At 69.9% G+C, this 22,737-nt stretch carries 13 protein-coding genes; 9 read left to right on the top strand and 4 right to left on the bottom strand.

The features are described from left to right. Window positions 1-62: 62 nt before the first annotated feature. The 3 genes from WMF45_RS45380 to WMF45_RS45370 are packed head-to-tail and all read left to right on the top strand — an operon-like array spanning window position 63 to window position 3,657. Entirely contained in the window at window positions 63-1,631 is a 1,569-nt protein-coding gene (locus WMF45_RS45380; protein WP_437713036.1) for a sugar ABC transporter ATP-binding protein, read from the top strand. After that, window positions 1,628-2,683, top strand: a complete 1,056-nt coding sequence (locus WMF45_RS45375) for an ABC transporter permease (protein ID WP_437713035.1) — start codon at window positions 1,628-1,630, stop codon at window positions 2,681-2,683. Before WMF45_RS45380 ends, WMF45_RS45375 begins: the two co-directional genes overlap by 4 nt. Before the next feature lie 5 nt (window positions 2,684-2,688). Further along, window positions 2,689-3,657, top strand: a complete 969-nt coding sequence (locus tag WMF45_RS45370; RefSeq protein WP_437713034.1) for an ABC transporter permease — start codon at window positions 2,689-2,691, stop codon at window positions 3,655-3,657. Between the two features lie 165 nt (window positions 3,658-3,822). On the opposite strand, the gene WMF45_RS45365 is transcribed toward WMF45_RS45370, so the two are convergent. The 3 genes from WMF45_RS45365 to WMF45_RS45355 all read right to left on the bottom strand — a co-directional run bounded on the left by WMF45_RS45365 (window position 3,823) and on the right by WMF45_RS45355 (window position 8,273). Beyond that, a complete protein-coding gene (locus WMF45_RS45365; RefSeq protein WP_437713033.1) occupies window positions 3,823-4,743 on the bottom strand; it encodes an SMP-30/gluconolactonase/LRE family protein in 921 nt (306 codons plus the stop codon). Between the two features lie 12 nt (window positions 4,744-4,755). Next, window positions 4,756-5,655 carry a M20/M25/M40 family metallo-hydrolase gene (locus WMF45_RS45360; protein WP_437713032.1) on the bottom strand — a complete coding sequence of 300 codons (900 nt, stop codon included), beginning with the start codon at window positions 5,653-5,655 and terminating at the stop codon, window positions 4,756-4,758. A gap of 104 nt (window positions 5,656-5,759) precedes the next feature. Then, entirely contained in the window at window positions 5,760-8,273 is a 2,514-nt protein-coding gene (locus WMF45_RS45355) for a GH25 family lysozyme (protein WP_437713031.1), read from the bottom strand. 507 nt (window positions 8,274-8,780) lie between these two features. Between WMF45_RS45355 and tssI the strand changes: the two genes are divergently transcribed. The 6 genes from tssI to WMF45_RS45325 all read left to right on the top strand — a co-directional run bounded on the left by tssI (window position 8,781) and on the right by WMF45_RS45325 (window position 18,218). Then, entirely contained in the window at window positions 8,781-11,423 is a 2,643-nt protein-coding gene (gene tssI, locus WMF45_RS45350) for a type VI secretion system tip protein TssI/VgrG (RefSeq protein WP_437713030.1), read from the top strand. Next, window positions 11,407-13,836, top strand: a complete 2,430-nt coding sequence (locus tag WMF45_RS45345; protein ID WP_437713029.1) for a hypothetical protein — start codon at window positions 11,407-11,409, stop codon at window positions 13,834-13,836. Before tssI ends, WMF45_RS45345 begins: the two co-directional genes overlap by 17 nt. Next, window positions 13,817-15,148, top strand: a complete 1,332-nt coding sequence (locus tag WMF45_RS45340) for a hypothetical protein (protein WP_437713028.1) — start codon at window positions 13,817-13,819, stop codon at window positions 15,146-15,148. Before WMF45_RS45345 ends, WMF45_RS45340 begins: the two co-directional genes overlap by 20 nt. Before the next feature lie 39 nt (window positions 15,149-15,187). Beyond that, entirely contained in the window at window positions 15,188-15,922 is a 735-nt protein-coding gene (locus WMF45_RS45335; RefSeq protein WP_437713027.1) for a hypothetical protein, read from the top strand. A gap of 197 nt (window positions 15,923-16,119) precedes the next feature. Then, the gene (locus tag WMF45_RS45330) at window positions 16,120-16,536 is read left to right on the top strand and encodes a PAAR domain-containing protein (protein WP_437713026.1); all 417 of its coding nucleotides are present in this window, start codon (window positions 16,120-16,122) and stop codon (window positions 16,534-16,536) included. Between the two features lie 11 nt (window positions 16,537-16,547). Then, complete coding sequence (locus WMF45_RS45325) at window positions 16,548-18,218, top strand: hypothetical protein (protein WP_437713025.1); 1,671 nt, start codon at window positions 16,548-16,550, stop codon at window positions 18,216-18,218. Window positions 18,219-18,404: 186 nt separating this feature from the next. Here the strand turns inward: WMF45_RS45325 and WMF45_RS45320 are convergent, their stop codons facing one another. Continuing rightward, window positions 18,405-22,631: a DEAD/DEAH box helicase family protein gene (locus tag WMF45_RS45320; protein ID WP_437719649.1), complete on the bottom strand. Its 4,227-nt coding sequence runs from the start codon at window positions 22,629-22,631 to the stop codon at window positions 18,405-18,407. Between the last annotated feature and the right edge of the window lie 106 nt (window positions 22,632-22,737).

Raw genomic sequence — 22,737 nt, 5'->3', positions numbered from 1 at the left:
CAGCCAACGTCCAGCCAACGTCGAGTCAACGTCAAGCAGACGTGAAGTAGCGCCCCAGCATCATGATCGAACCGGTGAGCCCTCCGCTTCTCGAGCTCCGGGCCGTCTCCAAGCACTATGGCGGGGTCACCGCCCTGAGCGGCGTCGACTTCGCCTGTGAGCCGGGGAAGGTGCACGCCATCCTCGGCGAGAACGGCGCGGGCAAGAGCACCCTCATCAAGATCATCGGCGGCGTGGTCAAGCCGAGCGCCGGGGAGCTCTTGCTCCAGGGCAAGCCGGTCCGGTTCGACCACCCGATCGAGGCGAACGCCGCCGGCATCGTCTGCGTCTTTCAGGAGCTGTCCCTGATGCCGACGCTGACCGTGGCCGAGAACATCGGCATCACCATGCCGACGAACCGCCTGGGGCTCTTCGATCGCAAGGCGCAGGTCCGCAGGGCCGAGGAGCTCCTGGCGCGCGTCGGCTGCGAGGGCGTGAACCCGAACGCCTGGGTGAGCGACCTGCCGCTCTCGCGCCGCCAGATGGTCGAGATCGCGAAGGCGCTCGGCAAGAACCCGCGGCTGCTGATCCTGGACGAGGCCACCTCCGCGCTGACCAACACCGACGTCAAGAAGGTCTACGAGCTCCTGGCCGAGCTCAAGGCTCAGGGCGTCGGCATGCTCTACATCTCGCACCGCATGCACGAGATCAAGGAGCTCTCGGACGTGATGTCGGTCTTCCGCAACGGTCGGCACATCGAGACCTTCGCGAAGGGCCGGCGCAGCGACGACCAGATCGTGGAGCTCATGATCGGCCGCGACATGGGTCACGCCTTCCCGCCGAAGCCGGCGTCCCCCAGCTTCCCGGCGACGCTGCTCGAGGTGAGCGGCCTGAGCTGGGAGCGGCAGCTCGAGGACGTGTCGTTCAAGCTCGGCAAGGGCGAGATCCTCGGCATCGGCGGGCTCGACGGCCAGGGCCAGCGCGAGCTCTTGCTCGGCTTGTTCGGCGTGCTCAGGGATGTGCGCGGCGAGATCAAGATCGACGGCAAGCCGGTCAAGCTGGCGAGCCCGCGCCAGGCCAAGGACCGCGCGCACGGCATCGCCCTCGTGCCCGAGGACAGGAAGACCGAAGGCCTGATGTTGCCGATGTCCATCGCCACGAACCTGTCGCTGGCGTCGCTCGACAGGTTCACGAGCGGCGTGGTGCTCGACCGCCAGCGCGAGGCCGCGCGCGTCGACGAGATGGTGCGCCGCATCCAGATCAAGATCGGCTCGCCCGACCACCCGGTCTCATCGCTGTCCGGGGGCAACCAGCAGAAGGTCGTGCTGGCCAAGTGGCTCATGACGGAGCCGCGGCTGCTGATGCTCAACGATCCCACCCGCGGCATCGACGTCGGCACGAAGCAGGAGATCTACCAGCTGCTCCGCGAGCTGGCGGACGCCGGCACGTCCATCCTCTTCTACAGCACGGACTACGACGAGCTGATCGGCTGCTGTGATCGCGTGCTCATCCTTTACCGGAACCGCGTGCAGGGAGAGCTCGTGGGGCCCGACATCACCGAAAAGAACATCCTGGACCTGGCCCTCGGTCTGCGCGGCGGGCCTGAGCCCGCGAAGCGCGGAGACGAACGCGCGCCATCGGAGGCACGATGAAGGACTGGAAGCTCCGCCTGCGCCAGAACCAGGGCCTGCTCGTGGCCGTCGGTCTGTGCATCTTGTTCTACGGGCTCTACTCGCTGTCCCATCCCAAGGGCTTCAGCGCGCCGCTGATCGGGCAGAACGCCAACGAGTCGTTCGTGCTGGTGGCGGCGGCCATGGCCCAGACGATCCCCGTGCTGACCGGCGGCCTGGATCTGTCGGTGGGCGCGGTGATCACGCTCGTCAACTGCGTGGCCTCGCATGTCCTTGCCGGCAGCGCGCTCACGATGTTCCTGGGCATCCTGCTGTGCATGGCCGTGGGCATGGCGGCGGGCCTGCTCAACGGCTGCCTCGTGGTCTATGGCCGCCTGCAACCGATCATCGCCACGCTGGCCTCGGGCACGATCTTCCTCGGCGTCGCGCTGTTCCTGAGACCGACGCCCGGCGGCCAGGTCGACGGCGATCTCGCGTTCGCGGCCACCTTCGATCTCAACGAGCTGCTGCAGGTCGCGGGCGCCGCCCCCCTCGACGGCGCGCTGGGCTTCGTCGGCCAGATCCCGTCGCCCGCGATCTGGATGGCGCTGCTCGCGCTGCTCTGGACCTACTACCGCCGCACCCGCTACGGCCTCGGCGCTTATGCCGTCGGCGCGTCGCAGGAGGCGGCGTACATGTCGGGCGTCCGCATCAAGCGCGTCAAGCTGGCCGCGTACACGCTGTCGGGGTTCTTCGCCAGCGTCGGCGGCCTCTACCTCGCGCTGCAAACGACGTCGGGCAACGCCGACATCCCGCAAGCCGGCTCCTACACGCTGAACTCCATCGCCAGCGTCGTGATCGGCGGCACCTCGCTGTACGGGGGGATCGGCGGCGCCATCGGATCGCTCTTCGGCGCGCTGGTGCTCCGCTCCGTCGCCTTCAACTTCCGCGTCTTCGACGAGGGCTCGGCGCTGGGCCTCCTCGCCAACCCGCTCTACCAGCCGCTGTTCGAGGGCCTCATCCTGCTCGCGGCCGTCTGCCTCGGCGCGCTCTGGGTCATCCGCGTCAAGAACCGGCTGCAGGTCTTCAGGTGAGCTCGATGCAACAGCCCCTCTCCCTCAAGAGCCGTCTCGGCGAGATCGACAAGCCGACCTGGTACGCGCTGCTGTCGATCGGCGTCGTCCTCGTGTGCGGCTCGATCGGCACGCTGATCACCCAGGGCACGCTGAGCTTCCTGAGCCCGTACTACATCCTGCAGCAGCTGCAGATCGCGGCCTTCCTGGGCGTGGCCGCCACGGGCATGATGATCGTGATCCTGCTCGGTCACATCGATCTCTCGCTGCCGTGGGTGCTCACCTCGAGCGCCATGCTGGCCGCGGGGATGGGCGGCTGGGCCGCGTTGCCCTGCGGCCTGGCCGTCGGCGCCGCCGCGGGTCTCTTGAACGGGCTCGGCGTGGCCTACCTGCGCGTGCCTTCGATGATCTTCACGCTGGGCACGAACACCGTGCTTCAGGGGCTGATGGTGCTCTACACGGGCGGCTTCGCTCCGCGCAGCGAGGCACCGGCGTGGATGGAGGTCCTGGCCGTAGGCAGGACGCTCTCCATCCCGAACTCGCTGTTCGTCTGGATCCTGGTCGGCGGCGTCGCCACCTTCGTGCTGAAGAGGACCGCGCTCGGCCGCTACATCTATGCCGTGGGCAACCAGGAGCAGGCCGTCTATCTTTCGGGCGTCAGAACGCACCTGGTGCTGATCGGCGCGTTCGTGATGTGCGGCGTGTGCTCCGCCATGACCGGGATGCTGCTGGCCGGTTTCTCGCACAAGGCCTACCAGGCCATGGGCAACGATTACCTCATGCCGGCCATCGCCGCGGTGGTGATCGGCGGGACCAACATCATGGGCGGGCGCGGGACGTACCTCGGCACCGTCCTCGGCACCATCCTCATCGTGCTGCTCCAGAGCATGCTCAGCGTGCTGCAGATGCCCGAGGCCGGCCGCCAGATCATCTACGGCGCCGTGATCATCGCCATGCTGCTGGTCTACGGCCGACAGCATCAGGAGGGGCGATGACTAGAGCGATAGACGGGTTGAAACCACGAGAAAAAGCAGGAATTTTCACAGGGAGGCGGGGAGGCGGGGAGCGAGAGACGGCAAGAGGGAGAGTTTCATTTCTTCTTCCTCCCCGTCTCCCCGCCTCCCTGTGAAAATTCTCCGGGTTTCAACGTGATCAGTGTTCTAGCGCCCGGCGCCGCGGGTGTTTAGATAGACCGCGTACAGCGAGGTCGTGGCGCAGATGAACAGGCGGTTGCGCTTGGCGCCGCCGAAGCAGACGTTGGACACGGTCTCCGGGATCAGCACCTTTCCGAGGAGCGCGCCGTCGCTCGCGTGGCAGTGCACGCCGTCGCCGGCCGACAGCCACAGGTTGCCGTGCACGTCGACGCGGAAGCCGTCGTACAAGCCGACCGGGCAGGTCGCGAACACCTCGCCGCCGGTCAGCGTGCCCTTCGCGTCGACGCGGAACTTGCGCACGTGGTGCGGGCCGTCCTTCACGTGCGTCACGCCGGTGTCGGCGATGTACAGCAGCGACTCGTCCGGCGAGAAGGCGAGGCCGTTGGGCTGCACGAAGTCGTCCGCGACGACCGTCAGCGCACCCGAGGCCGGGTCGAGGCGGTAGACGCGCTGCGCGCCCTGCTCGCTCGGCGACGCGTCGCCTTCGTAGTCGCTGTCGATGCCGTAGCTCGGGTCGCTGAACCAGACGGTGCCGTCGGACTTCACGATCACGTCGTTCGGCGAGTTCAGCCGCTTTCCCTCGAAGTGCGACGCGAGCACCGTGCGCGAGCCGTCGTGCTCGGTGCGCGCGATGCAGCGGCCGCGGTGCTCGCAGGACACGAGGCGGCCCTGCAGGTCGACCGCGTGGCCGTTGGAGTTCATCGCGGGCTGGCGGAACACCGAGACCGAGCCGTCGGTCTCGTCCCAGCGCATCATGCGGTCGTTCGGGATGTCCGACCAGACGAGGTAGCGCCCCGCCGGGAACCACGCGGGCCCCTCCGCCCAGCGGCAGCCCGTGTACAGCTTCTCGACGTGCACGTGCGGGAACGCGAGCTTGCGGAAGCGCGCGTCGATTACCTGGAAGCTCGGAGTCAGCTCGATGACCATCGGGTTCTCCTTCTACCCGGTCCGGACCTGCCGTGTCACCGTCGCGAGGACGAGCTGCGTCACGCGGCGCATGAAGCCATAGTCGAGCGTCTCGGGGGTGTCCGTCGGGCGGTGGTAGTTCGGGTTGCGGAACTCGGCCGTGTCGGTCCAGAGCATGGCGGGGATCTTCGCCTTCCAGAACGGCGAGTGATCGCTCCGGTGGAGCACGGGGAGCCACTCTTCGAGGCCGAGGTAGACCTTGAGGCCCACGACCGGCAGCTCGGGCACCAGCGCCTCTGCCTGCTTCGCGGCGAGCTCCACGAGGTGGTTCGACCGGTGGTTCGTGAGCAGCCCGATGAAGTCGCCGACGTCCGGCGCGCCGGGGACCGGGACCGGCATCCGCTGGGATCCCGGCTCGTGGCTCGCGTAGCCGACCATCTCCAGCACGTGCACGGCGGCGATCGGCGCCCCGCCCTGCGATCGGTGGCGCGCCACGAACTCGACGCTGCCGAGCAGCCCGTCCTCCTCGCCGTTCCAGGCCACGAAGCCCACCGGCGGGGCCGGCTCGAAGCGCGAGAGCGCCCTGGCGCAGGCGAGCATCGCCGCGATCCCGCTCGCGTTGTCGTCGGCGCCGGGCGTGTCGGGCACGCTGTCGTAGTGCGCCCCGACGAGGATCATCGGGCGATCGACCGCGGCCCGGGGCGTCGCGACGACGTTCCCGAGCTCGCCCTCGATCTCGACGGCGTAGCCCCGCTCCTCCAGCGCGGCGGCGACGTACTGCGCCGCGCGGCGGTTCTCCGCGCGCTGGCGGAACATGTGCCGCGGCCTCGCGAGCGCGACGATCGCGTCGAGCAGCTCCGCCTCGCTGACCGACGCGAGCGCATCGATGAGGCTGCCGTGATCGCCCATGGCCTTCGTGCGTCTCAGCTCCATCGCGGGGTCTCCTCCTGCTACCGGCGGAGTGTAGCCGAGCCCTACCCCTCCCCTCACCCCTCCCCTCACCCCGAGGTTCGGCCGCGGCAAAACGACCTCATCGGTCACCCGAGCGGGTGCACTTCGTACCTCGGAACGCTGATGATCCCCTCGTCGCTCACGAGGCCGCACAGCGCCGGGTCGAGCAGGACGTCGGCCACGCAGCGCTGCTCCGACCCGAGGGCCATCAGGCCGCCGATCAGCCGCACCCCGTGGCTGTAGTCGGCGTAGGTGTCCTCGTGCGGCAGCCGCCGCCGGAGCGACGTGTCCAGCGGCTGCCACGGCTTGCCGTCCGCCTTGTAGAAGCCGAAGATCGCCAGCCGGCGCGCGTGGTGGTGCAGCCGGTTGGTCACCACGACGTCCTTCTTGTGTCCCGCGAGCAGCTCGCCGAGCTCGCCGACCCGGTGCTGCTCGATGGCCAGCTGGTGGTCACGAAAGCGCTCCACCTTGGTGCCGTCCTGGGGATCGAGCGGGATGGCCGTCTGCTTCCGCGAAGCGGCATAGATGTCCTTCACGAGCTTCTTCGTCGGCAGCACGCAGCCGCACGCATCCGCGACGCGCTGGGCGGTGACGCCGGTGAGCGGCATGCGCAGGAAATCGGTGTCCGGGCCGATCGCCAGGTAGTCGGCGCACACGTACGCGACGCCCCGCTTTCCGTCGGGCGCCTCGACCGTGACGCGATGGAAGCGGCGCAGGAAGCTGGGCACGTTCCCCCGCAGCACCTCCTGGAGAAAGAGCTCTTCCCGCGCCGCGAGCGACAGGCCCCGGACCTGCTCGTAGAACCTCGTGCCGGTGAGCGCGCCCGGATCGCGCGGCGGCAGCCAGTCGAGGCCCGTCCCGTCGAACACGGGCGCCAGACGCGCGGACCCGGGCTGCGCCTGGCTCGACGTGAAGAACGCCACGGCGCCCCCGGCGTCGTTCGCCCGGGCCGCCGCGACCGGCTCGGGGGTGGCGGTCACCGTGAACCGGAAGCCGCTCTGCGCGAACGTGTAGCTGCGGACGCCGGCCGCGTCGTGGCCCGGCGTCGCCATCGCCGTCGGCCCGCTCGCCGCTCCCTGGAGCTCTGCCTGCGGCCCTGCCGCGCGCGCCGCGCCTCCCGCGGCCGCCCCCTGGCCGACGATGCCCAGGAGCGCGCGGCCCAGCGCGCGCGGCAGCTCGAGCGCGCAGGGCGGGCGCGGCAGCGCGCGCTGCATGGCGTCGCGCGTCTCGGGCCCGACCGTGCCGGTCACGGGCAACCCCATCTCCTGCTGGAAGATCCGCGTGGCCACCTCGGTCTCCTCGCCGAAGTCGCCGTCCGCGCCGAACTGCGGCAGGAGCCCGGCGCGCCACATCAACAGGTGCTGTTGCCAGGCCTTCACCTCGGGCCCCTTGGCGCCGCGCGCGAGCCCGCCGCCGGGCGGCGCGGCGCCGTAGTCGAGGCCCGGGATCCGGCCCGCGTGCGTCCAGCCGCGGTCCAGCGCCGGGAACACGCCGACGCCATGCGCGGTGTCGCGCGCCTCGATGGTGCGGCCGTCGCCCAGGCTCATGGCCACGTGGGCGTGCTCGGGGCGCCCGCCCGTGAACGGGTCTGTCGAGAAGCGGAACAGGAGGGCGCCGCGGGTCGCGATCGCCGTGTCCACCGGCATGAGCAGCCGCGCCGCCTTCACGTGGCGCGCCTGCATCCAGGAGCCGTCAGGCATCGTGGGCTCGACGGCGAGCTGGGCGCAGCCCCACTCGATGAGCTCGGAGCAATCGAATGCGGAGGGGTTGGGATCGGTCAGGCGCACCTCGTGTCCGAAGATGTATCTGTCATCGGCTTGCGAGAGCAGCTTCTGGCAGAGCGCGTCGGCCGTGGGCAGCGGCTCGGACGTCTCAGACGTCACGGACCCGGCCTCGAGCCGGGCGAGGCGCCGCAGATCGCTCACCGTTCCATTGAACAGGTTGGCGTCCACGGTGTTGGTCCGGACGCCCGGCATCACGGCCCTGGCGGTGATCTGCCAGAACGACCACGCAGACCAGGGGTCCCAGGCCCTGAGCGGCTTCCTGTGCGCCCAGTCCGCCCAGTCCTTCGGGTTGGCCGGCGGCCTCGCCCGCACCGAGTCGAGGCCATAGGTATAGTTCGCGATCCAGAGCGGGCAGTCGACGAACTCGGAGCTGCCGCCGAGGTGATCGCGCCAGAAGTCATGGCGGGTATAGAGGATGACCGAGCGGCCCGGGTAGCGCGACTTCACCTCTTGGACGAAGCGGCGGGTCCACACCTGAAGAGCCAGGGTGTCCTGCGACGTCCAGACATGGCCGCTATTGCCCGCGTGCTGCGTCTCCTCGAGGTCGAGCACGATGTCGAGCTCCCCGGGCTCGAGGTCGCCGACCACGCCGCAGAGCTTCTGCGCCTGCTCGTCGGGGTCGAGGCGCGGCAACGCATAGTGATAGTACCCTCGGAGGAGCCCGCAGCGCGCGGCCTCGGCCCGGTTGGTCGCGAACTTCCTGTCGACCCCCTCCGTCCCGAACGTCGCCCGGATGAAGACGAAATCGAGCCGTGAGGCGAACGCGTCCCACTGGATACTTCCCTGGTGGACCGAAACATCAGCTCCGCTCAACATAGGCTCTCACCTCCCCGCACGCGCGGAGCGCGGCCTCGTGCCCGAGAGCCGTGTCCTGCGTGCGCGCCCTCACGCTCATGTCGCGCCGCCCGGGCGACGTGATCCCCCGGGGTAGTTCAATTGCTATCGCAGGGCGGCGTGTCCGTCGAGCAAGGTCGACGCCGAGGTGCATCCGTCCGCGCGGTCATCATGGCTGTGGCGACGACAGGGAGGCGGCGTTCAGCGCGGAGGCTTCCGCCGTTCTCCTTCTGGCCTCTATGACTCATCGGAGAGGTCCACTGTCGTCTCACCGCAGCACCTCTTGAGTTCACGATAAGGTGCAAGCCGAAACCCACCGATGACGTCACACCGCAACTGTTGCAGTCGAGACACAGAACAGATCTCTCGTAATGAGAACTTGTTTCTCCCCTCACCTTCGCCGATGCGGTCTGCCGTCGGAGGCAGGCGCGTGAGAAAGACGCTGAGAGCCGGGAGAACGACTCTCGGTCGTGATATAGGGATCGCTCCATGTCGAACGGGGCGCCTCATCCATCCACCTTCGAGCTTCGCGCTGGCTCTCTCGCAGCGCGAGACCTCACCGTGCTCGCGTTTCGCGGTCGCGAGTCCATCTCGCGCGGCTACCGGGTCGACATCGACGTTGCCGTGCCGTTCGCCGATCCGGCAGCCTTCGAGCCGCAGATCTTCGAGCAGCCGATGCATCTCGCGCTGCAGGGCGAGGGCGCTCCGCTCCGCGTCTTTCATGGCGTCTGCACCCACGTGGCGTGGAGCGCCGCGCTCGACGACGGCCGGAGCGCGTACCGGCTCCGCCTCGCCTCGCGCCTGTCGCTGCTCGGCAGGCGCCGCGCTAGCCGCATCTTCCAGGACAGGACCGTCGACGAGATCGTCGACCTCGTCCTGGAGGAATGGCGCATCCCCCGCCGCATCGCGCGGGTCCGCGCCGCTCCGAAGCGCGCCTATTGCGTGCAGTACCGCGAGACCGACCGCGACTTCGTGACGCGCCTGCTCGCGGAGGAAGGGCTCTTCTACTACTTCGAGCACGACCCCGGCGAAGGCGCCGAGCGGATGGTGATCGGCGACGACGCGAGCGTCTATCCACCGATCCCCGGCGCCCCGCGGCTCATTCACAGGAGCGCGCCGGCAGGAACCGGCGCCCTCACGCCCGGCGAGGACCACGTCCAGCGGTTCGTCGCGGCGCGCTCCGTCCGGCCGACGTCAGCCGTCGTCCGCGACTACGATTTCGAACGTCCGCTGTTCCACCCCTCCTCGTCGGCGAGGACGGCGCAGCTCGACGGCGGCGCAGAGGACGGCCGCTACGAGCACTACGAGCACCATGGCGACTACGAGAAGGTGGAGGTCGCTCGCGAGGACGCCGCGATCCGGCTGGAACAGCTGCGCCGGAAGGCCGTTGTCGCCCGCGGGGAGAGCGCGTGCCGGCGACTCGTGCCCGGCCACCGCTTCTTCCTGGAAGAGCACGACGTGGCGGCGTACGACCGGGGCTGGGTCGTGACGCGCGTCGAGCACGAGGGTGAGGCGCCGCAGGTCTCGGGCGCTTCGCCCACCTACCGCGCCCGCTTCGCCTGCGCGCCGGACACGGTTTGCGTAAGGCCGCGCCCTGCGCCGCGGCGCATCCAGCAGGTCGTCGAGACCGCGACCGTCGTGGGCCCGCCGGGCGAGGAGGTGCACACCGACGCGTTCGGGCGCATCAAGGTCCAGTTTCACTGGGATCGCGAGGGCCAGGGGGACGACCGGAGCTCGTGCTGGATCCGCCACGCCGAGCTCTGGGCGGGGCGCGGCTTCGGCACCCAGTTCGTCCCGCGCGTCGGCATGGAGGTGGTCGTCTCGTTCCTCGGCGGCGACGTCGATCGCCCGCTCGTGACCGGCTGTGTCGCCAACGCGGTGAACCGCGCGCCGTTCCAGCTCCCCGAGGCCAGGACCCGGAGCGGCGTGAAGACGCGGAGCAGCCCCAACGGCGGCGGCCACAACGAGCTCAGCTTCGAGGATCGGAAGGGCGGCGAGCTCGTCCACCTGCGCGCCGAGCGCGAGCTCGACGTCCGGGTCGGGACCGATCAGCGGGTCGGTGTCGGCGGCGACCGCTCTGTCATGGTGGCCAGCCGCGACGCGCTCGACACGGGCGATCGGCTCACGAAGGTTCGTCGCGACGACGACCTCGAGGTCGAGGGCCGGAGGAGCGTCCGCGTCTTCGGCGAGAGCGAGGAGCACGTGCTCGGGAGCCGCGCGCTGCGTGTCGAGGGGATCGACAAGACGAGCCTCCTCGGCGGCTCGGAGCTCACCGTCGAGGGTCCGTCCATCCTCCGCGTCACGGGTGAGTACAGCATCGATGTCGGCACGGGCGACGACGCGGGCGCGGCGCAGATCAACGTCTCGGGCTCCCTGGTGCTCGGCGGCTCGAAGTCGCTGCGCCTCATGACGCAGGGGAGCCTCACCCTCTCCGCGGGCGAGAGCTCCCTCGAGATCAGCCCGGAGGGGATCAGGATCATGGCCGGCCGGGTGGAGATCGCCGGCACGCAGGCCCTTTCGCTGGCGGGCAAGGGACCGACCCTGTCGCTCGGGGAAGAGGCGGAGCTCGCCGCCAAGAAGATCCGCATGTTCTCCACCGACGCGGCCCTGGAGCTCGACGAGGACGCCGCGCTGTGGGGCAAGCTGGTGAAGCTGAACTGCTCGCGCGACGAGCCGCCGCCCGGCGGCGACGAGGACGAGGCGAAGACGAAGCCGTTCAAGGTGCAGCTCACGGACGAGGAGCTCGAGCCGTATGCGGGCAAGCGCTACCAGCTCGTCGCCGAGGGCCGGCTGTTCGAGGGCGAGACGGACGTGGACGGGGCGATCGCGGTGGAGATCCCGGAGACGGCGCAGCTCGTCGAGATCACGATGTGGCCAGGGAAGTACCCGACGGGCCCAAGGAAGAAGTGGACCGTGCGCGTCGCCGCGCTGCCCGAGGCGACGACGGTGGAAGGGGCGCTGCGACGGCTGAAGAACCTCGGTTACTATGAGGGGGCGATCAAGGAGGATCCTCCGGCGGACAAGGGGTTCCGGGCGGCGCTCGCGTGGTTCCAGAAGGACCACGAGCTCGGAGAATCAGGGGAGCTCGACGCGCAGACGGCGGGCGAGCTCGCGCGTGTACACGGCAGCTGAGGAGATCGAGATGGCGGACGGGAACCAGGGCGGTGGTGGGCCGGCGCAGGCGCCGGCTGGGGATTTCCTGACGAAGCTCTCCGAGGCGTACCCCTACGGGGACGAGCCGCCGCGGCTGACGGTCGCGATCAACGACATGGCCGCGGGGGCGCCGGACGGCACCGTGTTCGGCGACGACGGGGTACGACCGGTGAGCCACGAGGTGCCGGAGGGCGCGCTCTCCCGGCCGGAGACGATCGGCGATGTCCTCGCGTGGATCGACCAGCGGATCCGCGTCTTTCCGATGGATCAGGTGTGGCTCACGCAGGCAGGGCCGCTCATGAACTGGTGCGAGGACCCCAAGGAGGAGCAATGGGCCCAGGCGGTCACGGAGATCCTCTTCGGCGCCACGTATGGCAACCTCGGAGGCTCCTACGACATGGGGACGAGGATGGGCGTGGCGGGGTTCCCCGTTTCGGAGAACTGGGAGACGTACATCTTCAGCCGGATCCAGCGGCGGTACCGGAGCACGCTCACGCGGGAGTCGAAGAGGTACAAGGTCACGTATGGGCATTACAACATCGAGTCCTGGCTGACACCAGAACCGATTCGCGACGACCTGGAGACCGCTCAGCCGCAGGGAGAAGCATCGAGGCCCCCCGACGGCTCAGGGCCCCCCGACGACTCGCTGCGGGTCAAAGACGAGGAGGCGCCGGTCGTGGGCCCGATGAAGGACGGCAGGCTGCTCGAGGACCCGATGGCGCCTCGTTGGAAAGAGCAGAAGAACGATGATCCGGCCGTGCCGATCGTCGTCGCCTGCCAGCACCTTGCGACCTACGGAGCGCTGACGCGTGGCTTTCGCATCGAGCACCTGGACAGCATCGGCTACGCAGCCCAGTTCGCGACTGGAAGCTTCGCCATCTTCTCAGGAAAGCCTGCGGCCCCCGCCGATGAGCCGCCCCCGCAGGGCGGGCGCTGGTACACCCTCCATTCCGCTGCTACGGACAAGGCGAGCGCGGGGCCGGATGCAGGAGCATCGTCTCCGCCCGTCGCGTACGAGGACCTGCTCACGGTCGAGCGCGCCAGGCAGCTCTCGCCCCCGCTCGCGCCAGGGACCATCTTCGTGTTCGATCCTGACGCCGGAGCCCAGAAGGTCACGCTCTATCTGAGCAGGTACGAGGACGAATGCATTCCTGAAAAGGTCCTCCTGAAGCACTTCGCAGCGCGCAAGACGCCCGGAGCGCAGGAGGTCGAGAGCGCCTATTCACAGAAAGACAGGGTCGCGCCCGACTACCAGCAAGAGCTGGAGCTCGCGAAACCGACGGAAGACCCCGTGCTTCTCAAGGATATTCGACTTCTCGAGAAAAAAGGCCAGACGGTGCTTGCGGAGCAAAAGCGCGCTCAGATGCAAGAGAAGCTGAAAAAAGGCCTCGCCGAATGGGAGCGTCAGAAGGCGCTGGCGCTCGACACCAGAACGAAGGCCATTGTCATCGATCTCAAGAAGCAGCTCGACGGTTCGCATATCCACTACGTGCTCCGGGTGCACAAGGACAAACCGCTCGTGCAGCTCATGGACACCGGCAACGGCTCCAATTTCTGGGCGAAGATCAAGGGGGAGAGCCGGGAGAGCCCGGGGCGGGGAGCGCTCGTCGAGTTCATGCAGGTCGGCATCGTCGACGGAGGCGCACAGAACAAGGTCGGCCCAGGGCAGATGCTCGGCTTCTGCGGCATGGGCGTCACGCCGCCTCCTCCCGAAGATCTCGGCGAGATGGCCGCCTTCATCAAGAAGGCGCGTCCGATCGGCCTGTTCCGCCTTGTCCTGACGCTGCGGCCCAGCAAGGCGGTGATGATACCGGACGACGTGCTCTACGTGAGCCGGCTCGCACGCATGTACGGCGGCTCCCTGGAGCAGAACTACACCATCGCGCAGATGCTCTGGGGGATCAGGAACACCCCCGGCTTCACGAACCTGCAGCCGTGGGTCATCTTCTTCATGCCGCACGGGGTCCTCGCCCGGTCGATGTGGGCACACGGCGGGCGCGAGATGACGCTGAGCATGTTCATGTCTGAAGTCGCACCCAAGTACAAGAATCAGCTCGGCGATCCTGCAAACCTGATATTGTACAAGCACTACTTCCCCGCCGTGGTGATCACGAACAGCGGGCGGCAGCAAGCGGACTACGCGGGCAAGGCGCACTTCCAATGCCGATGGAAGTACATGTCAGGTAGCTCAGGCGGGCCAGAACAGAGCGCCGCCTGGCCCAAGGCGATCGAGAACAAGCTCAAGGAGACCGCCTGGAATGGCATCTATTGGCATCCAAGGTTCGGCACCGGGGCAGCGGCCAGGGAGCGAATCGACGCGCTCACGCCCTCGATGTTCCTGGACGGGGCGCCCTCGCTCACAGGAGACGGCGATGCTCAAGCGTCTGCCTGACGGCTCGGCCTTCGTCGCGGCGGCTCTCTCGGTGCTGCTGACCGGATGCGGTGGATCGAGCGTGCCGTCGAGGGCCCCCGAGGCGCGACAGGTCGTCGTGCCGCCGCCGGCCCCGAGCGCTGCGCCGCTCGAGCCGGCGAAGGCTCCGGACATCGTGCTCTTCTCCTTGCCGCCGGCGGAGGATCCCTCGGCGGACCTTCTGCGCTGCGAGCGGGGGGACATGGAGGGGTGCCGCGCTGCGGGCTGGCTATTCCTCCACGGCTTCGGCGTGGCGGAAGATGCGTCACGCGCGGATGAGCTCTATACGAAAGCATGCAAAGGCAAGAACACCAAGGCGTGCATGCAATTCGCCGTGGAGTACTACCATGTTCACGACTGGCCGATCAAAGCGACGGCAGAGCTGGTGGAGGCTGTTCACCACAAGATGGCCTGTGATCACGGCGAACAGCAGGGCTGCCTGGCCCTCGCCCTGGATGTGCTCCGTCATCCGGAGGAGCTGAGCATCTTTCGGGACACCGTGGGCAAGACCGCACAGAAGACCGCGGAGGACGCCTGCGCGGCGTCCCACATCGCCGCGTGCTCGACGCTGATGGAAGCGGCCCAGCGGAGCGGAGACAAGGCCCGCGCGGAGACCTTGGCGATGACGCTCCGCACGATGTGCGGCGCGGGCGAGATGGGCGCGTGCTGGCCCGTGCTCCGCTACCCCTGGTCGGACAGGACGCCGGCCGAGCGGAAGAGCTACACGAAGGAGCTCGGCCACAAACTCTGCAGGTTCTCCCAGGCCGAGTGCCGCGCCGGCCGGGGAGCCTGCTCGCTCGCGATGGGCTGTGTCGATGAGGACGGCTTTGATCCGCAAGGACCGGAAGCCGTGGCGGAGTTTACCTACCGTGCGTGCGCCGTCAGCCGCGACTTCAAGCGGTGCGAGGAGCTCGCGGAGTTGTTCGAGCGCGGCAAGGGCGTGCCCAAGGACCCGGAGAAGGCGAGCTTCTTCGACATGGCCGCCTGCCAGCACGGCCGCGACCTGGCGTGCGATCGCATGGCGGGGCGTATCCGGAAGCAGGGGAGCGGACCCGAGGTCGACAAGAAGCTCTTCGAGGTCACGAAGCTGGGCTGCCGCATCGACAACCGCGACGTCGGTTGGCTGATGAGCTGCGAGCGGCTCGCGGAGATGTACGAGACCGGCCGCGGGACGCAGAAGGACGTCGAGAAGGCGGTGGAGCTCTTCACGGCGGTGTGCCCCTACCGAGAAGAGTCGTGCGACAACCTGCGCCGCATGAAGAGGCCCGTCCCGCCCGACGCGGACGCGCCGTGACGAGGGAGAGCCAACGTGAGCGGAAAGGACGGAAGCATCATGCGGCTTGAGCGGTATGCCGAGGTCCTGGCCCATGTGGTCTATTTCCGCGGCGCGGACCTCTACGAGGTGCTCGCGCGCCTCGGCGTCGCGCCGGCGGACTGGGAGCGGGCCGACGCCGAGCACACGGCGGAGCTCGCGCTCTCGGCGAAGCGCAACCAGGGCATCCAGGCGCTCCGCTTCAGCTCGGCCTTCGCGCGGACCCGGCGCAGCCTCGAGGCGAAGCGGCCGTCGCTCGTGTCGCTCGGGCCGATGCAGCGCCCGGCGGCGGAGGGCGCCGCGCCGGTGCCCGCCCCGCCGCCTCCAGTTCCAGCGCCGCCGGCGCTCGCGCCCCCTCAGGGGCCGGCGTTCGTCTCGTCGCGCTCGCCGACCGAACGCAACGAGGTCTCGCCCTGGGCCGCCAGCGCGCACGCCCGGCCCGCCAGCGACGGCAGCCGGCCCCCGGCGCCACCCCGCTCCGAGGGGGTCGCAACGCCGCCAGGTCCACCAGCGCCCCGCCGGCGCGGCGGCCCGCCGAGCCCACTGGAAGGGGCGGCCATCCCCCAGGGCACGGCCGATATCAAGGAGTTCGTTCCGCGACGCGACATGCCGTTCCAGCCCGGCCAGGCGCGGGCCGCCGGGCTGAGCGCACCGGAGGGAAAGCGGCTCCAGCGGTTCGACCCGCAGACGGGCAAGCCCCTCGATCCACCCGTCGGGGTCGACGCACCGAAGCCGGGTGACGAGGGGAGCGGCTGACGCCGATCGACGCCCGCGCGCCCGACAGGAGCAACATCGCCCGATGGCCCGAGCAGCACGACGACGCATGGCGCCTTCACCTGTCCTGAAGGACGCAGACAGCTGCCGGAGTGCCGTCGGTCCGATCGAGTCCACTCGAGCAGGAGACACGCGCGGTACATCGCCCCGGTAACGAGCACAGAATAGCACGGAGGAACATGCAATCACGATCCCCCAGGCCAGGAAAGCCAGCGGCGAAGCAAGGCGACAGGATCGTCGGCATCGACACGCATGTGCTGATGGTCCCGTCGCCGGGAGGGCCTGTGCCCACGCCGACGCCGATGCCGTTCAGCGGAAACCTGTCCGGCGATCTGAGCGCAGACGTTCTCGTCGAGGGCAAGCCAGCAGCGATCCAGGGCAGCACCGCGGCGAACGCGCCCGCGCATGTGCCCGCAGGGGGCACCTTCCAGCGTCATCCGTCAAACCAGGCCAGGGTGCATACGGGCAGCAAGACGGTGCTCATCAACAACAAGCCCGCCGCGCACCTCGGAGATCCGGCGCTGACCTGCAACGACCCGGCCGATGCCCCGAATGGGAGCGTGATCGCCGCCGGGACGGTGCTGGTCGGCGACTAGGGACCAAGAGGATGGCGGCAGCCACGAAGCCCGCAGCGATAGCGCAGGAAGCGAGCGAAGGGATCTCGCTGGCGCAGTACGCGGCCGTCAGGGCGGCGCTGGCGGAGGGGTTCCCTCTCGCCGACGTGCTCACGGTCGAGGGGCTGAAGCCGCGTACGTTTGCGCGGGCCGATCTAGCCTGGAAGCAGCGGCTGGCCGCGGAGCTGGAGCTGCTCGCGGCGTACGAGCAGGAGCTGGCGCAGGCGGAGGACTGGCTGGATCGGCAGGTCCAGCCGCTCGCGGAGGACGCGGCCGCCTGGGTGAGCTTTCTTGCGGCCTTCGGGGCGCACCCGGCTCCGTTCGATCTGCTGCAGGAGCACGACCTGAGCATGAACGACGTTGCGCGGCTCCGCCGCCGATGGGCGCGGCGCGCGGCAGAGAACGCGAAGGTCGGCGAGCTCCTCGAGGAGCTGCACGCGAAGCCCGGGAAGCTCGGGCCGCTCCGGATCGCTTCTCGGGTGCTGCGACCGTCGAGGGTAGCCGAGGCGCGGAGATCGGCGAAGGGGCCTGCCGACGAACGCTCTGCTCCGGTACCGCTCGGCGAGCCCGGGCTGGGCCTCGCCGAGTACGCTGCGCTCTGCGCGGAGCTCGATGCGCTGCCGGAGCAACGCGAACGGGTGCTGCGGCGCCACGGCCTGGCCGATGAGGAGCTGCGCGCCGGTCTGGATCGGCGGTGGCAGGCAGCGCTCCAGCGTGACGCGGCGCTGGCGAAGGACTTCGAGCGGCTCCAGGCGCATCACGCGCGTCGGCTGGAGATGCTCCTCGCCCGAGCGCGGGAGGCTGGCCATGTCGAGCGCTCGCCAGCATCTATCGCCGCCTCAGTTGCGCCTGCCGCGCCGTCCTACGAGGCGATCGTCGGTCCTGCGGCGTCGGCCATGACCCCGGCGGCGCTCCAGGGCACGGGGCCCCTGCTGGGTGTCCCCCGAGACGCGGTGCTCCCCTTCGTGCCCGTGCAAGGCGAGCTCGCGACCGCGACGGCCGAGCCGAAGCCTCCTCGCGCTGCGGGGTCGCTCACCGGCACCGGCGCCGTGCCCGACATTCCGCGAGCGCCGGAGCTGCCGTTCCCTCGATCCGGTGCGGCGATGGCGGGGAAGCGTCCGCCTCCTGTGATCGCGGAGACCGCACCGCTCTCGGACATTCCCCGCGGCCCCGCGCTCCCGTTCACGACCGGAGCATCCACGAGGCGTACCGGCGCTCTCGGGGCATCGAGGCCCGCTCCTCACGCGGCAGCAGACCTCCGGGAGACGTCACTGCACGTCGCGATCCCCCGTGAGCTGCTGGCGCAAACCGCGTCCTCGCCGGCCCCTGTGACCGGAGCTGCCTCCCAGAGCTCCGCGGCATCGCCGCTTTCCAGGCCGTCGAGCACGGCCGAGGAGGGCGGTATGGCGCCCCTCCCAGGGTCGTTGGAGGCAATCCTGCCGCTCGCGCAGTATGCAGCGCTCTGCGCGGAGCTGGCCCTGTCCCCCGCCATGGCCGAGTCGATCTTCCAGCGCTACGGCCTGGGTTCCGGCGAGGTCCGGTCAGTCGTCGATGCGGCCTGGAAAGTGCGGCTTCGCGGGTCCCCGGCGGAGTACGCGAGCTGGCAGGACATGGTCCAGCGCTACTACGCGCACTTCGCCAGGCGAGGTGGGCCCGCGCGGTGAACCGTCTCGATCTCGGGGAACGCTCGTGCGATCGGTTCTTGGCAAGGCACAGGGACGCGCGCCCCATGCACTCACTGCTACGGCCGGCGCGCAAGCCACCGGCGGACCGCGAGAACCGCCTCACGCGGCGGATCCACGGGTGGCTGACCGCCAGGACCAACCTTCCCGGCGCCGCCCTCCAGGCCGTCACCCCTCGCCCGCCGTGTCAACCGCTGCCGCAAGCACGAGCGCCCATCCCGTGTCGATCCACCGCGTCGCCGCCCGCGGCGTCCCCTCGAGATAGCGCAGCCGATTGACCCGCTGCTCGTCCAGCAGTCCGCCATTCTTCCTGACGTCGTCGCTCGCGACGATCACCCACGCGAGATCGGTCAGCGACACCGTTCGCTCTTCAAAGCCGTCCGGGCCACCGTCGATGCGCAGCCCGCCGCCGTCGGCCCGGCCGACGATCCTGCATCGCCTGCCGTCCCGCTCCACGAAGGCGCCCGCGCCGGGCCGCCGAAGCAGCTCCTCCACGAGCGCCCGCGCGCGCTCGCGGCTCCCCGCCGGGAGCGATCGGGACACCGCACGGCCTGATCCCAGGACGCGGTACGTGGCATGGTCGATTCCCGGGCAGGCCCAGAGCCCCTCCTCATCGAGGTAACGGGCCACGCCAAGGTATCGCCATCCGGGCTCGCCGGGCGACCGCGCGAGCACGAAGGCCGTCTCCCCAGGGCGGCGCTCCTGGGCTGGCACCGGCGATCGAACGCGGTCGGGCGTGACCAGCGCTCCGGGCGCCTCGAGACAGAAGAAGAGGTGACCGCCGACACGGCCGGTCCGCGACGGCTCCTCCAGCCCGAACGCGCGGGCTGCAGCCTCGTCGTCCTCGAAGCGCTCGCCGGGGCTCGGGCCGATGTCCTCAGGGCGGACCACCTCGACCAGGAGCGCGACAGGCACCGTCTCGGCCGTGGCCTCGTACGAAGGTGCATCCGGATTGTCCGAGCGGAGCCACCAGCCCGACCGATCGCTCACGATCCGCTTGATCTGATAGGCGAACCCCAGATCGCGATCGGGTACCTGAAGCAGCGCCACCTTGCCGTCCAGCGCATCGTACGAGGCGCCGCGCGCAAACCTCATGATCAGCCAGTCCCCGTCGCGGATCGGACGCTGCCCGCCATCCATCGAGTTGCCCGAAGCGCGCACCGCAAAGAGCCCATCGCCGCGCGCGGCGGAGATCGGGAGCCGCACCGTCTCGGCCTCGGGAGGGAGCTCCGTCGGTACGCCGGCGGCGCCCGCCGCCGCGCGCAGATCGGGGAAGGCAATGAGCGCGTCGCGCGGCGCTGTGGAGACCCCTTCGGGGCTCTCCGGCTCGACCCATAGCCCATCGGGCGAGCGGACGAAGCGGATATGGAACGCCGTTCCAGGCCGGCCAGCGGCGAGGCCGAACCAGCGGCGCAACAGATCCGGGAGCTCGTTGCGCTGCGAGCCCGCGCGGTGCGCGACGTTGCAGAACTCCTTCATGAAGCGGAAACGCCACACCTCGCCGTCTGGAAGGCGGACGTCGACGTCCCCTGAAGGGCGGTCAGGGCGGGCTGCGCGCGAGGGCAGCTTGAGGATGGGGTCGCGCTTGTTCCACAGCACCTTGGCCGAGAACGACGCGCCGGAGACGTCCTCGCGGCGGCGCGCGCGGTACATGGCGAGCCGGTAGTCGACGAGCTCCCGCGTCATCGCGGCGAAGGCCTCCTCGCCGCCTGGAGGACTGGAGAGCTTCGAGACGAAGCGGTCCCCATCGAGCGCGAACCAGCGGCGGCCTCGCGCACCCGTCCACGCGGCAATGGGGTTCTCCTTCCAGTAGCTGACGAAGCGCGGCTCGTCGAACTCGCGACCGCCGCCCAGCTCGGCCACGCCGTCGAGGTCTCGCGAGAGCTCCGGAGAGCGAGCGAGAATGGATTGGCTCCTGCGCGCGAGCTCGACGATCGAGATCCCGTCGAAGAGCGCACCCGCCTCGAGCAGCGCTTCGAGCGTGACCATCTTATAACACTTGCTCATCGCGGTGATCTCGAGCTCCCGGAGCCACGCGCCGGCGGCGCGCAGGACCCTGAGCTCCTGCGGGCTCAGATCGCCTTCGGAAGCCACGAAATCGAACCAGCCCTGGTGAGCCGGCCGCAGGGTGGCAGGCCGATAGCCCATCCGGAACAGCTCGCCGGCCGTCGGGCGCTCGCCGCGCGCGTCGCGGAGATCCCGGTACGCGCGCTCCACCTCGCTCTTCCCGCGGGCAGGAAGCAGGCTGAGCAAGAGATCTTTGGCCTCGAGATCGAGGTCCACCGTGCAGCCCGGCGGCAGGCGCGCGGCGCGGATTCCGCCGAGGAAATCGCGCAGATCGGACGGCTCGGAGCCGAGCGAGACCAGCGTCCGCACGCGGTCGAGGAACACGCGGTGATTGCCCACGAAGTCGAGCACGGTGAGGCGCGCCTTCCCGTCCGCGACGCGCAGACCGCGGCCGAGCTGCTGCAAGAAGACGACAGGAGACTCCGTGGGACGGAGCATCACCACGCGATCGACGTTCGGCAGATCGATCCCCTCGTTGAAGAGGTCGACAGCGCACAGCGCGTCGAGCTTGCCATCAACGAGGTCCGCCAGCGCCTCCTCGCGCGGCGCCGACTCCGGACCAGAATGGACCGCGGCGATGCGAACACCTCGTGTGGCGAGGAAGTCGCAGGCATGGTGCGCGTGCCGGATCGAGCAGCAGAACACCAGCGTGCGCTCCCCCGGGTGCTCCTGCCACGCGCGCCACATCTGCTCGAGGCGCCGGTCCGTGTCGATGGCCTTCTCCAGCTCTCCTGGATCGAACCTCCGGTTCTGGAAGGTGGCAGCGCGGTAATCGGTCTCGTCCCTGAGGCCGAAATACGCAAAGGGGACGAGCAGCTTCCGCTCGATGCCAGCGCCGATGTCCGCCCGGTAGGCGACGTGATCGTCGAAGAGCCCGACGACATCCGCGCCGTCGGCGCGCTCGGGCGTGGCGGTCAGGCCGAGCAAGAAGCCCGGATCGAGCCGGTCCAGGATGGCGCGGTAGCTCGGTGCGGTGCCGTGATGGACCTCGTCGACGATGGCGTAGTCGAAGCTCCCCGGGGCGAGGCGCGCGAGGTGCTCGGGGCGGGACAGCTTCTGAACCGAGGCGAAGACCACATCGCCGGCCAGCTCACCGACGCTCCCGGCGCACCAGCCGAAGCGCGCTGTGTGGTCTCGCAGGAGGCGGCGGAAGGTCCGGGCGGCCTGGACGAGGAGCTCCTCGCGGTGGGCGAGCACGAGGACGCGCGGACGGCGGCCGTGGTGCTCGGCCCAGGCCTCGACGTCGAGCGCGGCGAGGTACGTCTTGCCGAGGCCGGTGGCCAGCACCACGAGCGCGCGGCGGCGCCCCTCCTCCGCGCGGCTCCGCTGCAGTGCGGCGAGCGCCTCGCGCTGGATGGGATGCGGGGGAGGCGGGATATCGATGGGCTCGGCGTCCTCCTCCCCCGGCGGCAGGCCCACCGCGACCTGCCGCGCGCGACGAGCGTAGCTCTCGACCCAGTCGGCCGTGAGCGGCCGGGCGCGGGACCACCAGCGCTCGAAGGCGCCGGCGGCGGCCCCGTAGGCGTCCGGATCGCGGTGGCGGTCGACACGGAGGTTCCACTCGATGCCGGGACCGAGCGCGGCGCGGGAGATGTTGCTCGATCCGACGAACGCGGCGCCGAAGCCCGGGCCCTCGAAGCGCCACGACTTGGGGTGGAACGAGCGGATCTTGCCGGTGAGCGTGTCGACCTCAACCACGCGCGCCTCGAAGCTGCCCCGGGTGCCTTCGGCGCCCGCCAGCGCGGCGTTGCCGCCGGCCCAGTCGAGCAGCTCGGCGAGCGCCGTGGCCTGGGTGATGTGAAGGTAATCGCCGGTGACGAGCCGGACGCGGGCGCCGCGCGCGAGCGCTGCGAACACGTGGCTCTCGAGGACGTCGAGGCCGCTCTCCTGGACGAAGGCCGAGAGGATGGCCACGTCGGTCGCGCGCGCGAAGACCGGCGCGAGGTGGCGCAGGAAGGGGTCCTCGGCGCCGCCGGTCGCGAGCGGCGGGGCTCGCCCGGCGAGGTAGTTCCCCCGGCCCGGGATGACGTGGCGCACGCCGCCGCGCGGGTCGTCCACGTCGCCGCGGAAGCGCGGGATCACGTGGACGTGCAGGTGCATCACGGTCTGCCCTGCGGCCTCGCCGGCGTTGATCCCGACGTTGTAGCCGTCCGGGTGGAGCTCGGCGTCGAGGTCCCGCTTGACCGTGTCGACCAGCTCGAAGATCGCGGCGCGCTCCTCGGCGGTGGCTTCGAACCAGGTCGAGACGAGGCGGCGCGGGACGACGAGCGTGTGGCCGGGGCTGACCGGGAAGCGGTCGCGAAGGCGAGCGCGTTGCTCGCCATCCAGGCGGACTCGGGGGCCTCAAGGAACGGGGAAGTCACCGGTGGGCCGATGGTACTTCAGGAGCGGGCGCGAGGTGCCCTGGGGTCGCCGCCCCGTGCGGCTTCCCGAG

The sequence above is a fragment of the Sorangium sp. So ce448 genome, assembly GCF_051520915.1.
Classification (GTDB): Bacteria; Myxococcota_A; Polyangia; order Polyangiales; family Polyangiaceae; genus Sorangium; species Sorangium cellulosum_B.
Note: the sequence above shows the minus strand (reverse complement) of the source record. Positions and strands in the feature narration are given on the sequence as shown.

Coding starts and splice junctions, on each gene's coding strand:
- WMF45_RS45340 (WP_437713028.1), top strand. CDS start 13,817: ATGCTCAAGCGTCTGCCTGACGGCTCGGCCTTCGTCGCGGCGGCTCTC.
- WMF45_RS45365 (WP_437713033.1), bottom strand. CDS start 4,743: ATGGTCATCGAGCTGACTCCGAGCTTCCAGGTAATCGACGCGCGCTTC.
- WMF45_RS45380 (WP_437713036.1), top strand. CDS start 63: ATGATCGAACCGGTGAGCCCTCCGCTTCTCGAGCTCCGGGCCGTCTCC.
- WMF45_RS45335 (WP_437713027.1), top strand. CDS start 15,188: ATGCGGCTTGAGCGGTATGCCGAGGTCCTGGCCCATGTGGTCTATTTC.
- tssI (WP_437713030.1), top strand. CDS start 8,781: ATGTCGAACGGGGCGCCTCATCCATCCACCTTCGAGCTTCGCGCTGGC.
- WMF45_RS45355 (WP_437713031.1), bottom strand. CDS start 8,273: ATGTTGAGCGGAGCTGATGTTTCGGTCCACCAGGGAAGTATCCAGTGG.
- WMF45_RS45330 (WP_437713026.1), top strand. CDS start 16,120: ATGCAATCACGATCCCCCAGGCCAGGAAAGCCAGCGGCGAAGCAAGGC.
- WMF45_RS45375 (WP_437713035.1), top strand. CDS start 1,628: ATGAAGGACTGGAAGCTCCGCCTGCGCCAGAACCAGGGCCTGCTCGTG.
- WMF45_RS45370 (WP_437713034.1), top strand. CDS start 2,689: ATGCAACAGCCCCTCTCCCTCAAGAGCCGTCTCGGCGAGATCGACAAG.
- WMF45_RS45360 (WP_437713032.1), bottom strand. CDS start 5,655: ATGGAGCTGAGACGCACGAAGGCCATGGGCGATCACGGCAGCCTCATC.
- WMF45_RS45325 (WP_437713025.1), top strand. CDS start 16,548: ATGGCGGCAGCCACGAAGCCCGCAGCGATAGCGCAGGAAGCGAGCGAA.